This window comes from Kaistella treverensis (assembly GCF_900114045.1).
GTDB classification, from domain to species: Bacteria; Bacteroidota; Bacteroidia; order Flavobacteriales; family Weeksellaceae; genus Kaistella; species Kaistella treverensis.
The window spans coordinates 1,075,312-1,089,474 of sequence record NZ_FORQ01000001.1; the positions used below are offsets into that span (position 1 = coordinate 1,075,312).

Below are 14,163 nucleotides of genomic sequence, written 5' to 3' on the forward strand. Positions count from 1 at the left end.
AAGTGAAAAGTTATTAATTAGGACAAGCAGGTGTGTTGAAACAAGACCAGCCAGTGTTTGCCGGATTTACAAGATCTACTACGTAAAGCTTAAGACATTTTTCAGTGGTGTCATAAGCCATCATACCATCCACCGCGTTGCCTGCAGTTGCAATGGCATTCAGCTGTGTAGTTGTCAATCTGTTAATAACAAATCCTTTTGAATTTGATTCCAATACCGTATAAGCGCTTTCTCTAACCATAGGCCAGTTATCTGGGTTTCTAACCCCTGCTCTTTTTAAGGAAGTGATACCGTGAATTGAAGGATTTTTTACCGCATCAGTCACTGGATCTTTAAAACAGCCGCCACATAATGCGTTACCAGCCGCCAATACTTCGATAGTAATGGTTTGGCTCGCAGATATTTCAATTCCCAACACATTAAGATAAACTAGCTCAACATTGAAAACATACGTTCCTGGTGCTGTAAATGTAAGGCTAAGATCTGCCGCTGTTGTTAAAGTTACTGGTGCAAAGGTGTATCCTGTAGGACCACTCACCAAACTCCAGATATAGGTTTTAGGTAAAAGTAAATCAGCTGCGGATATAAAACCTGCAAGTGTTGTGGAAAGAATTGTAGTTTTTCCTGCACAAACTGGATTTAAAGTGGCTGCCGGAACAGGGCTAACAGTACCACCGTTACAGTTTAAATCAGAAAAATTGTAATCTGAATTTCCAGCACCCCCGCTTACCGCGTAATCATACTCGGAAGTTCCGTCAACGAAAATAATTTTTTTGTTTCCGGTTGCGCCTGCAGCTGCAGTTTCAGGTTGCAAAAGGTTGGTACCAGTTCCACAAGCAGCGCCATTGTAATATTGTAAAACGATGCTGTTGCCTCTTTTCAGTTTTAGTTCGGTATTGACCCCTTGAAAATCCAAAATACCTCCAAGAATAACGAGGTCCTGATTATTGCCTAATAGACTTAATGATGACCCATTGGCGGCCAAAGAGACTTTGCCGTAAGATGCAGTAAGTGCATTTGTGGCACTTGGAGCAGGATCAGCAAGAATGTAAAGATTACCAAAATAATAAATCTGATCTCCGGAGACGCTTACATTGGTTCCCGGCTCGACGAAAACGCTGTACGTTGCCGGAGTCGCTGATGTTGTACTTTTTCCAGGATACTCGGTTATGGTATTTTCCCAAGTCGAACCGTTATATATCTGCCAGGTTGTAGGGTCGGTCCAGGCACCGTTAGCAACTGATTTAAAATCGCCAAGCTGCGGCGCCGGAGCTGCCGTCTGTGCTGAAACAAAACCAGCCATCGCTAAAAATAGAAAAAATAAAAATTTAAATTTCATAAGTGTGTGTTTTTAAATTAAAGAAGTTGTTTTTTAATTTCATCGTGTGTATGTATAGTGTCATTTATCTGTAAAATAGTTTGACCCGGTAAATATAATATATATTGTGAAACAAAAAAAATCAAACGGAGTGTTTTTTAGCTTTAAAAATCCACATAAACCTATAATTTATTAAAAAAATTAATTCAAACAAAAAGTGCAGAAAATCTTAAAAGCTTCGTATTGTATTTAAATTTTAAATCGCAGTATTAATACAGAATTAGGTCTGATTTACAATTAATTTCATAACGGGACATCCAATAGAATCCCTAAGCATTTGGTTCGCAATTAATTAAGAAATTAAACGCTAAAAGATAATCGCCGAAATTTTTTTGTAAAAAAAAACAACTCGGTACGGAATTTTTTTGCCGCGTTTTGAGCTAATTTTTTTCAAATTATCCCCCCTTTCAAATTTATAAATCCTCGTAACAAATAATGCGCCGTAATGTTGTAACAAAGCAAATAATTTTAACACTTATTATAATAAATAAATCCAGCAAGCTAAATGTTAGTAATTAAGGATCTCAACAAATCGTATGACACCGGTAAAAGTAAACTTCACGTGCTGAAAGGTATCAACCTGAGTATTGATGAAGGCGAATTCGTTTCTATTATGGGAAGTTCCGGCTCCGGAAAATCTACTTTGCTGAATATTATCGGGATTTTAGACGAAAAAGATTCCGGGATTTATGAGCTGGATGGTATTCCCATCGAACATCTTAATGAAGTGAAAGCTGCAGAATACCGCAGCAAATTTTTGGGTTTTATTTTCCAGTCTTTTAATTTAATTGGTTACAAAACCGCGCTGGAAAATGTGGCGCTTCCACTCTACTATCAAAATGTACCGCGAAAAGAAAGAAATGAGCGCGCTTTAGAATATCTTGCAAAAGTTGGTCTTGCTGATTGGGCTACGCATTTACCGAATGAACTTTCCGGTGGTCAGAAACAGCGTGTTGCAATCGCGCGTGCGCTGATCACCAATCCGAAAGTGATTCTTGCCGATGAACCAACAGGAGCTTTAGATTCCAAAACTACTTACGATATTATGAAACTTTTGCAGGAAATTAATCGCGAAGGAAAAACCGTGATTGTGGTGACACACGAACCGGACGTTGCTGCAGAAACCAAAAGAAACGTGATCCTGAAAGACGGAATTATCGAAAGTGATGAATTTATCACCCAAAGAGTTTTAGCTTAAAAAAATATCCTGCTCTAAACCCAAATTTTTATAAAACTTATGTTTGACCTTGACCGCTGGAGAGAAATTTTTGAATCGATTCGCAGTAATGTTCTGCGAACAGTTCTTTCGGGCTTTACGGTCGCGCTGGGTTTGTTTATTTTTATCGTGCTTTTCGGCATCGGAAATGGTTTGAAAAACGCCTTTACCGAAGGTTTTGCACGCGATGCAACCAATCTTATTTCGATTTCTACCGGCAAAACCACCATTGCTTTTGACGGTTTACAAACAGACCGACAGGTTGTTTTACAAAATAAAGATTACGATAATATCACCAAAGAAGACCCAAAAAAAATAGAACACGCCTCTGCACGCTACACCACCAGCATGCTGGTAAAGTACGGCAGAGAAAGCGGTTCTTATCAGGTTAACGGTTCGGATACCGACGAACCTTTTATTGAAAACCGAAAACTTCTGGACGGCAGATTTATCACCGCGCGCGATATAGATTTACAGCAAAAAGTGGCGGTTATCGGACGCATGGTCCAACGGGATTTAATTAAAAACGGTTCGCCGATTGGGCAGGATTTAGATTTAAATGGAACAATGTTCAAAGTAATCGGCGTTTTTTCCGATGACGGCGGCGATATGGACGAAAGGATGATCAGCATCCCGATTTCCACATTGCAGCAACTGAAGAAAGGTTCCGACACACTTAGCCGCATTTACATCACCTACGAACCGACAATGACGCCGAAAGACGCCATTGCCTACAGCGATAATCTGGAAAAAAAGCTCAAAAAAGACCTGAAAATTTCGCCGGATGACGAAAATGCGCTCCGTGTAAGCAACAATGCACAAAACCTTGAAAAGACCTTTCAGTTTCTTTTAATTATTACTTTAATTGTCGGCTTCATCGGCCTTGGGACACTTTTAGCGGGAATTATCGGCATCAGCAATATCATGGTTTATATAGTGAAAGAAAGGACAAAAGAAATCGGTGTCCGAAAAGCGATCGGAGCAAAACCGCGCGCAATAGTTGCTTTAATTATTCAGGAAAGTGTGGTGATCACGGTAATTTCCGGGATTATCGGTGTGGCGCTGGGTGTTTTAACATTAACTTTAATTGGTGACAGTTTAGAAAAATATTTTATTAAAGATCCGAGTGTTGGCTGGGGTTTAATTATCGTCGCATTCTTCTGTCTGGTAATTGCCGGCCTTATTTCAGGATTCGTTCCGGCCTTCAAAGCCAGTAAAATAAAACCGATTGAAGCGCTGCGAACCGAATAAAATTTAATTAAAAAATAAGCCGCTAAAAGACCATTTTTTTTAAAATTATAAAGTGTACCTCAAACAATTTTCAGCTAAAACCGAAAGATGAATATCATTTTTAAAATAGATACCTGGCAAGAAATTTATCATTCGCTGCGGAATAATAAACTTCGGACTTTTCTCACCATGATTGGTGTGGGCTGGGGCATGTTTCTGTTTGTTGCGCTTCTGGGCGCCGCAAAAGGCATGGAAAACGGTTTCGATAAAGCTTTCGCAGGTTTCGCCACCAACTCTATTTTTTTGTGGGCGCAAAATACTACAATTCCGTACGATGGTTTTCCAAAAGGCCGTAAAATGGATCTGCATTTACCGGACATCGAAGTTTTAAAGCAAAGAATCCACGACATCGATTATATATCGCCACAGACTTCGCGCGGAAATTTTGGCAGCCCGGGCGAGCTTTTTTCACGAAACGGAAAAAATGAGACCTACACTTTAAACGGTGATTTTCCTGTCGGAAATAAAATTTCGGAAAAAAAGCTCATTTTCGGACGATATATTAATGATGCCGACATTAATCAAAATAAAAATGTCATCGTCATCGGCGAAGCCATTTACAAAAACTTCTTCGATGCCAAGAAAAATGAAAACCCGATTGGTAAAACAGTTACCGTAAAAGGTTTGTTTTTTAATGTTATCGGCGTTTTCCGCGTGCAGCAACAAGGCGGAAATATGGGCAGCGATGATTCCGCTTACATCCCGTTCACCACTTTTACCAAAATGTATAATAATGGTGATAAAGTTGGTTTTTTCGCGATTGTCGGTAAAGATAATGTTGACCTGAATGTGCTTGAAAACACGGTAAAAGACGAGCTTAAAGCTAAATACCATGTTTCACCGGACGACACCAACGCGTACGGAAGTTTTAACCTCGGGAAACTTTTCGGAAAACTCACCGGGTTTTTAACCGGAATGCAGCTTTTAACCATCGTCGTGGGAACTTTAACCATTTTAGCCGGCGTCATCGCGATTTCAAATATCTTGCTGATTACGGTAAAAGAAAGAACCAAAGAAATTGGTATTCGCCGCGCTTTAGGTGCGAAACCCGCAGAAGTTCGGAACCAGATTTTGTTGGAAAGTGTCGTCATCACAATTACTTCCGGCTTATTGGGCTTTATTTTCGGAATTTTCCTGCTGATGATTTTAAATGGCGTAACCGAAGGACAGGACGAATTTCCGTTCTACAACCCAACCGTAAATTATGGTGAAGTCTTCGCCGCGATGGCGGTAATGGTTTTCCTTGGTTTGGTCATCGGTATGATCCCTGCGCAGCGCGCCGTAAAAATAAAACCTATCGAAGCTTTACGCTCAGAATAAAATTAATAACCATTAGCACTAATTATATGAAGAAGAAATTCACCGCAAAAAAAATAATTTACATCGTTCTCGGCCTTGTACTTTTATTTGCACTTGCAAAAGGGGTCGGGTACCTCATCAATTCAAATTCCACAAAAAGTGAACAGTTTCTTACCAAAAAAGCAGTTGTTCAGGACATGGACGAAAAAGTTTTGGCAACCGGAAAAATTGTTCCGCGCGAGGAAATTGAAATCAAACCAAATATTTCGGGTATTATCGACAAAATTTTTGTGACTGAAGGTGACAAAGTTACTGCGGGACAACTCGTTGCGACAATCAGAATTGTACCGAGCATTCAGAATGTAAACGCTGCAACGCAGGAAATCAATAATGCTAATTTGCAGATCAGCAACGCACAGATTAATGTTGCGCAACAGCAAAAACAGTTCGCAATGCAACAGCAGCTGTACACGCAGGGCGTAATTTCTAAACAGGAATATATCGCGGCGCAACAGCAACTGCAATCTACGCAACAGGTGCTGCGCAACGCGCAGCAACAAAGACAGACCGCACAGAAAAACCTTCAGATTGCGAAAACCGGCGCCACTCCGGAATTGGCAGGTTTGGCGACAACACAAATCCGTTCCAAAGCAAACGGTACAGTTTTAGAAGTTCCCGTAAAAGTCGGAAGTCAGGTTATTGAAGCGAATTCTTTTAACGCAGGAAGTACCATTTGTTCCATTGCCGATTTGAACTCCTTAATTTTTGAAGGAACCATCGATGAAGCGCAAGCCGGAAAACTGAAAGAAGGCATGGAAATGAATATCGTAATCGGTGCTTTACAAAACAAAACTTTCCCGGGCCGCGTAACCATGATCGCGCCAAAAGGAACTGAAGAAGCAGGAACCATAAAATTCCCGATTGAAGGCGATGTTTTCAACAAAACCAATGAATATATCCGAGCAGGTTTTTCGGCAAACGGCGAAATTATTTTAAGTTCAAAGAAAAACGCTTTGCTTTTGGATGAATCTTTAATCCAGTATGAAAAAATAAACGGCCGCGACAATCCTTTCGTTGAAGTAAAACAGCCCGACGGAAAATTCAAAAAAGTGAATGTAAAACTCGGTGCGAGCGACGGAATTAATGTTCAGATCCTTTCCGGAATCACCAAAAACGATGAGGTGAAAGTCTGGAATCCTTCGGACAAAGACAAGGAAGCGCTGAAAGAACAGCAGGCAAAATAAATCAGGAAATTCCGGCCAAAACGGTCGGAATTTTTTGTTTCTGTTTCCGAACCAAAAGCGCGAAATTTAAAAATAATAAAAGCAAATCTAAAGTAATCCAAATTGCAGTTTTGATATTGTCTAATTTCAGTTCTTCAATTTTAAGATTTGCTGTATCTGCAAATTTTGCGCTTTGAATGATGTAATTTTGGACTTCAATGATTTGGTCTTCGTTTTTATTTGGAACCATATGCTGTGAAAAATAAACAAGTTTTTTCGCGCCCATATAACCGGCAATCCAGTATTCATTGGAATCCTGCATCATAAGATAATCAATCCGGTAAAAATTATCGCGGATTTTTCCGATGTGTTTGGTTTCGTATCTTGCGTCTTCGTCTGCCGTGTTGTTTATTTTAATCAGATAAAAATCCAGCGGAAACGGCAATTTATTAATGAGTTGAAGCGTAACGGAATTTTCCCGGAACTGATAGGTGCTTTTCTGGAAAAACAGAAAAACAAAAACGCCCGCGGTTATCGCAGAAATTACAATTCGGTACGCTTTTGCCCAGGTACGGAAACGCCCGTCTCTTATGACAGAAAAAAACAAAGCCACAGAGAGCGCAATCGCAAGAAAAACGAAGAAATAAAACATGGCGTAAAGATAAATAAAATTAGGTTTCAGCGCTGTAAAAGTTCATTTCACAATTAAACCGCATTCCACTCCCGGTAAAACTGCTCCAGAAAACCGAGCATAAAAATATGCCGCTCTTCGGCCATTTTTTTTCCTTTTTCGGTGTTCATCAAATCTTTCAGCAGCAGCAGTTTTTCATAAAAATGATTGATGGTCGTGCCGTTTGATTTTTTATATTCTTCTTTGCTTTGACCAATTGCCGGTGGAATTTCCGGATGATACATCAGATTATTTTTGAAGCCGCCAAAATTGAAAGTGCGCGCAATTCCAATGGCGCCAATCGCATCGAGGCGATCAGCATCCTGAACAATTTGCAGTTCAATTGGAAAAATATCCGGCAATTCGTGCCGATTTTTGAAAGATATATTTTTAATGATAAATAAAACCTGCTCAATAATTTCCTCGGAAACCTCTTCTTTTTCCAGAAATTCCCGCGAAATTTTTAGTGCAAGATCTTCATCACCGTCGTGAAATTTTGGATCTGCAATGTCGTGCAAAAGCGCAGCGAGTTCCACCACTTCCCTATTGCAGTTTTCTGTTTCAGCTATTTTTTTTGAAAGATTCCAAACTCTTTCAATGTGAAACCAATCGTGACCAGCTTCCGCACCGTTTAATTTTTTTTTGACAAAATTGACGGTATTTTGAACCAATTTTTCTGACATTTCCATTTATTTTGAAACTTCCACAAACTGATAAACCTGCTGCGTCGCGGGATTATAAATAATCGTGCTTTTGTTTGGCAATCTTTTCAGTTTGTAAAATTCGACGTTTTTATCATTTTTAATGTCTTGCAGCCAATCCATATTAAAGGTATTTGCCGGTAGAAATTTTTCAACCAAAGTGAGTTTATCGATAAAACTTTGTCCATCAATTTTTCGGGCTTTTTTATCGGAATTTTCTTCATTTTCCGTTTCCTGATTTTCAAGAAATGTCAAAAGCGAATCCCTGTCAGCTTTATATTTAAAAAGAAAAGCCGGCGAACCGTTCGGAAAAGTAATTCTCTTACCTTTAAATTCCGAAATCATCGAAGGATCGCCGGTGGGGAAAACTTCATTAAACTCGGCATTTTCCGCGTTCGTCATTGAAGAAATCGACGAATCTAAAGTTTTCTGAACAGTTTCCTTCACTTTATTTTGCGCCGTTTCATTAATTCTGTCGGTTGTTTGGGTGATTTTTTCGCTAATAGTTTCTTCCACTTTTGAACAGGAAATTGCAAAAGCTGAGGCAGCAATCAGTACCAGATATTTTTTCATATTACTTTTTTAAAAATTAATTTTCGCTGAAAGAATTCAGCAATTTATCTAAATTAAGACTTCGCGCCGAAGCATCAAAAATCTCGCGGTATGTGCCGCGCAAACTCACGAGTTCGCTGTGCGTACCGCTTTCCACCATTTTTCCTTTTTTCATCACGTAGATTTTATCAGAATCTAAAATCTGCGACAAAGAGTGCGAAATAATCACCACGGTGCGGCCTTTTTTTATGGCGTCCAGTGAGTTTTTAATCTGTTCTGTCGCGATTGCGTCCAAACTTGCCGTTGGTTCATCCAGAAAAATAATCGGTGGATCTTTCAAAAACAAACGCGCAATGGCAATCCTTTGTTGTTGTCCACCGGAAAGCTGTGTCGCATCGTGCTCATATTTATTTGGAAGTTCGATAATCTGGTCGTGTAAATACGCTTTTTTCGCGGCGGTTTCAATTTCCTCAAAAGTCGCGTTCATATTTCCGTAGCGGATGTTATCTTCGATGCTTCCCTGAAAAATATGGTTTTTTTGAAGCACCAAACCAATATCATCGCGCAGTGCTGTATTTTCAAATTCGTTTAAATTAATGCCGTCAAGCAGAATTTTTCCGGCATCTGGCAGGTAAAATTTACATAAAAGATTGATTACCGTAGATTTTCCGGCGCCGCTTAAGCCCACAAGCGCCGTAGTTTTCCCGTCTTCGATGGTGAGCGAAACATTGTCGAGCGCTTTGCTTCCGTTCGGATAAGTAAAATCTACATTTTTCAGCTCGAATTTGCCTTTTAAATTTTCTTCGACCACCGTTCCGGTTGGTTCGGTTTCATCATCCGCATTTAAAATATCAAAATAACCTTCGGCGTATATCATCGCGTCATTCATATCGTCATAAATGCGGTGCAGCTGGCGGATTGGCGCTGAAACATTATTAAATAAAAGAATGTGCAGCATAATCGCACCGATTGTCATTTGCTGATCCAAAACCAGATAAACTGTGAGCAAAATAATTAAAACAACGCCAAACTGCTCGATAAATGTCTTTAAACCATCGTAAATAAAATTGGTGCGCCTCGTGAAGAGCTGGCTTTCCATCAGCTGCATCTGAAGATCGTATTGCTTTTTACCTTCGAATTTCTCGCGGACAAAACTTTTAATCACCATAATGGAATTGATGAGATTTAAAAGTCCGGAATTTTTCTTTTCGCGCTGGTTGCGAAGCTGGCGCCGCACACCTGAAAGTTTTTTCGCCTGCAATGAACTGATGGCAAAATAAATAGGTACAACAATGGTGGAAACCAAACCGACGTATACATTCTGCATGTACATGATGACCAGCGCGATAATCGCATTTGAAAATAAGGGCAAAATATCGATGAAAAAATTCTGGACGAGTTTCGTAAGGCTTTCAATTCCGCGGTCAATCCTGATTTGTAGTTTTCCGGATTCGTGATTTTCATCATTGAAAAAAGCGACGCTGTAGGTTAAAATTTCATCAATTGCCGTTTGTGCTAAAACCGAACTCGTATTAATTCGGATTTTTTCACCGTAAAATTTCTGACCGAACTGGATGAAAATATTCAATAATTCTTTTCCTAATAAAATAGCAGAAATAACGACCAAAATATGAATTCCTTCGGACATCGGATCTGGAAGCTGCGTTAACGCCGTAACTTCGTCCACCGTATATTTTAAAACCAGTGGATTGACCTGCGCCAGCAAAGCACCGATAAAAGTGAGGAAAAGCGTGCCGTACATCATCAGACGATACGGTTTGATGAAAGGCAGCAGTTGCTGATAGATATTGTAAAGTGTGATGGTTCGGTTAAAAGGTTTCGGCATAATTTGAGAGAAAATTCAGAAAACTCGTACGCAACAAAAACCTGACCACCTTCCCTGTTACATTTTTTCGGCCTTAAACAGGCTTTTTTTTCAAAAATTTAAGACTGGAAAAGGAAGCTCGTCAGATAATGAAGTTCAGGTTTGCTGCGTGATTTCGATTCCGCTTCTGCCTGTTCCAAAGTATACATCGAGGTGATTTCTTTCTTCTGAAAAAGGTAGGAATTATTCGCGGTTTTATCGATAACTTCTGTGAAAATATGCTCAATTTCGGAGTTGGCAAGCGAGGCAAAACTGATGTCTTCAAAACCGTACATCAGTCGGAGATTCTCAACATTTCCGAATTCATCATCTACAAAACTTTGGAACTGGTTTTTCGAATCGAAATTTCCGGCCCAGATATTATACACAAATTCGCGCTTTTTCGGCTTATTCAAAATATCCTGGTAGACAAAATTTTCACCTAAATACGCTTCCCGAACCTGCGGATCATTTGCCAATTCGTGCGGAAGTCCTTCTTTTAAAATTCGCCCTTCGAACATGATATAGGTTTTATGTGTGATGGCCAGCGTTTGCTGCACATTGTGATCGGTGATTAAAATTCCGATATTTTTATCGACCAAACTGCGCACAATTTTTTGGATATCTTCCACCGCAATTGGGTCAACACCAGCAAAAGGCTCATCAAGCAGGATAAAATTAGGGCTTGTCGCGAGACAGCGCGCGATTTCGGTTCTTCTTCTTTCACCTCCCGAAAGTAAGTCGCCGCGGTTTTTCCGCACATGCTGAAGCGAAAATTCTTCAATCAATTCATCGCATTTCATTTGCTGTTCGCGGCGCGAAAGATTGGTAAGCTGCAAAACACCGAGAATATTGTCTTCGACGGAAAGTTTCCGGAAAACCGAAGCTTCCTGCGCAAGATATCCGATTCCTTTCTGCGCGCGACGGTACATGGCATCATTGGTAATTTCCTGATTATCGAGAAAAATGCGCCCCGACGTAGGTTTTACCAAACCGACAATCATATAGAAACTGGTGGTTTTGCCGGCACCGTTAGGTCCCAGTAATCCTACGATTTCACCCTGTGCCACTTCCACAGAAACGCCTTTTACAACTTTTTTTGGACCGTATTCTTTAATCAAATTTTCTCCGCGTAGAATCATGCAGCAAATATAATAAATTAGAAGTAAGATGCTGAAAAATGGTTTTCTCACCTTTCAATTAAACAAATGAAATCTTACTATTTACTTTAAATTTCGGCTAAAAAAAATTATCTTCGTTTTTTCTAAAAATACCGAAAATTTGAGCCTTAAAGAGAAAGAATTCGCGAAACTTATCAAGGATAATCAAGGTTTGATTATTAAGGTTTCCCGACTTTACACCAATACTCTTGAGGACGAACAGGATCTTTTTCAGGAAATCGTGTTACAACTCTGGCGTTCCTACGACTCATTCAAAGGACAATCGAAGATTTCCACCTGGATGTACCGCGTAGCGCTGAACACCGCAATTACCCTTTTTCGTAAGAAAACCAAATCGCCGCAAACGGATGAACTGCTCGATTACCATCACAGCAATTATGTGGAAGCGGACGATGAAAAACAACAGCATATTTCTACACTTTATAAAGTCATAAAAATGCTGCCGAATGTGGAACGCGCGATCATCACCATGTATCTGGACGATTTGCCGTACCGCGATATTGCAGAAAACTTAGGAATTACCGAGGTAAATGCGCGGGTGAAAATGAACCGGCTGAAGAAAACTTTAAAACAACTAATGGAGAAACATGCCTGAATTTGATTTAGACGATTTTAAAAAAACCTGGCAGCAGGAACCTGTTCAGCCAAAATACAATACCAGCGAAATTGAACTGATGCTGAATAAATCGTCGCGTAATTACGTGAAATACATTTTGTGGATCAGCATCGTAGAGTTTATCCTTATTTTCGGCGTCAATTTATATTACACTTATTTGGGTGAAGAAACAGCAGATTTAACCAATGTTTTGGGGAAACTGGGCATTGATAATTCGGAGGATTTTAAGAATACGCTGACGCAGATTTATCTGGTCTTGAAAATTGTAAGTCTTTCGATGACCGCCGCTTTCATTTACTTTTTCTACCAGAATTACCGCAAAATAAATGTGGAATCGAACCTGAAAAAACTCATTCTGCAAATCATCAGATTCAAGAAAACAGTTCAGCTCTTCATTCTCGCAAATATCGTTCTGCTAATTGTCTTTTCGCTGATTTTAGGAATCTATATTTTTTCGGTGTTTTCACAGCAAAATATTGAACTTACAAATTCAACGCTTGTCGGGTTTTTCACCGGATTGCTTGTGACTGTGGGAATTAGTGTGATGCTGATCTGGGTTTATTACCAGGTGGTGTACGGTTTTATTTTGAAACGGCTTGGCAAGAATCTCGATCAGCTCCGAAAAATAGAAGAGGAGAATTTATAAAAATTCCCCTCTTTTTAAGCCTTTTTTTTTGTTTTGAATTTTACAATTCTTTTCTCAATCGCGCTACTGGAATATTAAGCTGTTCGCGGTATTTCGCGATAGTCCGTCTGGCGATATTGTAGCCTTTTTCTTTCAACAAACCAACCAACGCGTCGTCGGTAAGCGGTTTGCGCTTATTTTCGCTGTTGATGACGTCCATTAAATGCGTTTTGATTTCTTTTGTAGAAACTTCTTCACCATCATCGTTTGTCAAGGAATCGGAAAAGAGACTTTTCAGATAGACAATTCCATTTGGTGTATCCGCATATTTGCTTTTTACCACACGGGAAATGGTGGAAATATCAAATCCTGTAATATCCGCAACATCTTTTAGAATCATCGGTTTCAAGGATTTGTCATCAGCCGTTATGAAATAATCTTTCTGAAGTTTTACGATGGCTGAAATGGTTTGCAACAACGTATTCTGGCGCTGATTAATCGCATCGATATACCATTTTGCAGCGTCGAGTTTTTGCTTGATGAAAAGCGCCGCCTGCTTATGTTCCGGCGATTTTTTATCGTGAGAATACGTTGTCAAAATATCTTTATATTCATCAGAAACTCGAAGTGAAGGCGCATTTTTACTGTTCAGTGAGGGAATCACTTCTATTCCTTTCGCACCATTGTCTTTCACCGTGATAAGGAAATCCGGAATAATTTCATTATTAATGGTAATCGTCTGCGTATCGAAATTTCCGCCCACTTTTGGCGAAAGTTTAGAAATTACTTCCAAAGCGTCTTTTAAATCTTCCTCTTCAATATCGTATTTCTGGATGATCTTGTTGTAGTGCTTGTTGGTAAGCGCGTCAAACTGGTTTCTCAGAATATTTCCGGCTAAACTCACGGCTTTATCAGCAGAAACTTTTTTCTCGATCTGCAGCAAAAGACATTCCTGCAAATTTCTGGCACCCACGCCCGGCGGATCAAGCTTCTGAACATAATTTTCCAGAATTTCCTGCACATTTTCTACCGTGGTAAAAACGCCTTGCGAGAACGCTAAATCATCTACTACCTTTTTCAGTTCTCTGCGCAGATATCCGTCGTTATCCAGGTTTCCGATAATATATTCAGCGATAAGCAGGTCTTCATTTTCGATATTCGATAAGCGGATTTGCTCTAAAAGATAATCGTACAGCGACTGCCCTTCCGTTAAAAGCGACTGGTTATCGAATTCTTCATCGTCCGCCGAATAGTTGCTCGCCGTAGTTTTGTAAGCCGGCTCATCATCGAAAATATAATCGTTTACATCGAAATCAGTATCAATGCTTTCGGTGCCCTCTTCTTCGAAACTTTCTTCTGAGGAAAATTCTTCCTCTTTATTTTCTTCCTGCACTTTTTCCAGCGCGGGATTTTCTTCCAGTTCGCGCTCCAGTTCCTCTTCAAATTCCAGCGTATGCAGCTGAATCAGCTTCATTAACTGAATTTGTTGAGGGGCCAGTTTCTGGCCAAGTCGCATTTGAAGATTTTGCTTTAACATATTAAGATCTC

At 39.8% G+C, this 14,163-nt stretch carries 12 protein-coding genes and 1 pseudogene; 6 read left to right on the top strand and 7 right to left on the bottom strand.

What is annotated here, in order from left to right; genetic code table 11:
• Positions 1–13: 13 nt before the first annotated feature.
• A complete protein-coding gene (locus BMZ55_RS05080) occupies positions 14–1,339 on the bottom strand; it encodes a hypothetical protein (RefSeq protein WP_143068746.1) in 1,326 nt (441 codons plus the stop codon).
• Positions 1,340–1,883: 544 nt separating this feature from the next.
• On the opposite strand from BMZ55_RS05080, the gene BMZ55_RS05085 reads away from it, so the two are divergent.
• The 4 genes from BMZ55_RS05085 to BMZ55_RS05100 all read left to right on the top strand — a co-directional run bounded on the left by BMZ55_RS05085 (position 1,884) and on the right by BMZ55_RS05100 (position 6,427).
• Positions 1,884–2,576 carry an ABC transporter ATP-binding protein gene (locus BMZ55_RS05085; protein WP_039343491.1) on the top strand — a complete coding sequence of 231 codons (693 nt, stop codon included), beginning with the start codon at positions 1,884–1,886 and terminating at the stop codon, positions 2,574–2,576.
• A gap of 39 nt (positions 2,577–2,615) precedes the next feature.
• Positions 2,616–3,845 carry an ABC transporter permease gene (locus tag BMZ55_RS05090; RefSeq protein WP_089819208.1) on the top strand — a complete coding sequence of 410 codons (1,230 nt, stop codon included), beginning with the start codon at positions 2,616–2,618 and terminating at the stop codon, positions 3,843–3,845.
• A gap of 87 nt (positions 3,846–3,932) precedes the next feature.
• Positions 3,933–5,204 carry an ABC transporter permease gene (locus BMZ55_RS05095; RefSeq protein ID WP_089819209.1) on the top strand — a complete coding sequence of 424 codons (1,272 nt, stop codon included), beginning with the start codon at positions 3,933–3,935 and terminating at the stop codon, positions 5,202–5,204.
• Between the two features lie 26 nt (positions 5,205–5,230).
• Positions 5,231–6,427 carry an efflux RND transporter periplasmic adaptor subunit gene (locus BMZ55_RS05100; RefSeq protein WP_089819210.1) on the top strand — a complete coding sequence of 399 codons (1,197 nt, stop codon included), beginning with the start codon at positions 5,231–5,233 and terminating at the stop codon, positions 6,425–6,427.
• A gap of 1 nt (position 6,428) precedes the next feature.
• Here the strand turns inward: BMZ55_RS05100 and BMZ55_RS05105 are convergent, their stop codons facing one another.
• The 5 genes and pseudogenes from BMZ55_RS05105 to lptB form a co-directional block, all read right to left on the bottom strand.
• Positions 6,429–7,058 carry a hypothetical protein gene (locus BMZ55_RS05105; RefSeq protein WP_089819212.1) on the bottom strand — a complete coding sequence of 210 codons (630 nt, stop codon included), beginning with the start codon at positions 7,056–7,058 and terminating at the stop codon, positions 6,429–6,431.
• A gap of 53 nt (positions 7,059–7,111) precedes the next feature.
• A complete protein-coding gene (locus BMZ55_RS05110; RefSeq protein ID WP_394332624.1) occupies positions 7,112–7,765 on the bottom strand; it encodes an HD domain-containing protein in 654 nt (217 codons plus the stop codon).
• The gene (locus BMZ55_RS05115) at positions 7,766–8,350 is read right to left on the bottom strand and encodes a hypothetical protein (RefSeq protein ID WP_089819213.1); all 585 of its coding nucleotides are present in this window, start codon (positions 8,348–8,350) and stop codon (positions 7,766–7,768) included. It lies immediately after the preceding gene.
• A gap of 16 nt (positions 8,351–8,366) precedes the next feature.
• Positions 8,367–10,094 (bottom strand): ABC transporter ATP-binding protein, encoded by a 1,728-nt coding sequence (locus BMZ55_RS05120; protein ID WP_089819434.1) that lies wholly within the window; start codon positions 10,092–10,094, stop codon positions 8,367–8,369.
• Positions 10,095–10,609: 515 nt separating this feature from the next.
• Positions 10,610–11,335 (bottom strand): annotated as a pseudogene (lptB, locus tag BMZ55_RS05125) (LPS export ABC transporter ATP-binding protein); the annotation flags it as partial.
• A gap of 139 nt (positions 11,336–11,474) precedes the next feature.
• On the opposite strand from lptB, the gene BMZ55_RS05130 reads away from it, so the two are divergent.
• Positions 11,475–11,969, top strand: coding sequence for an RNA polymerase sigma factor (locus BMZ55_RS05130; RefSeq protein WP_039343480.1), 495 nt, complete (start codon positions 11,475–11,477; stop codon positions 11,967–11,969).
• Positions 11,962–12,636, top strand: a complete 675-nt coding sequence (locus tag BMZ55_RS05135; RefSeq protein ID WP_089819217.1) for a beta-carotene 15,15'-monooxygenase — start codon at positions 11,962–11,964, stop codon at positions 12,634–12,636. Before BMZ55_RS05130 ends, BMZ55_RS05135 begins: the two co-directional genes overlap by 8 nt.
• A gap of 40 nt (positions 12,637–12,676) precedes the next feature.
• Here the strand turns inward: BMZ55_RS05135 and rpoN are convergent, their stop codons facing one another.
• On the bottom strand, positions 12,677–14,152 hold the full coding sequence (gene rpoN, locus BMZ55_RS05140; RefSeq protein ID WP_039343474.1) for an RNA polymerase factor sigma-54: 1,476 nt from the start codon (positions 14,150–14,152) through the stop codon (positions 12,677–12,679).
• Positions 14,153–14,163: the final 11 nt, after the last annotated feature.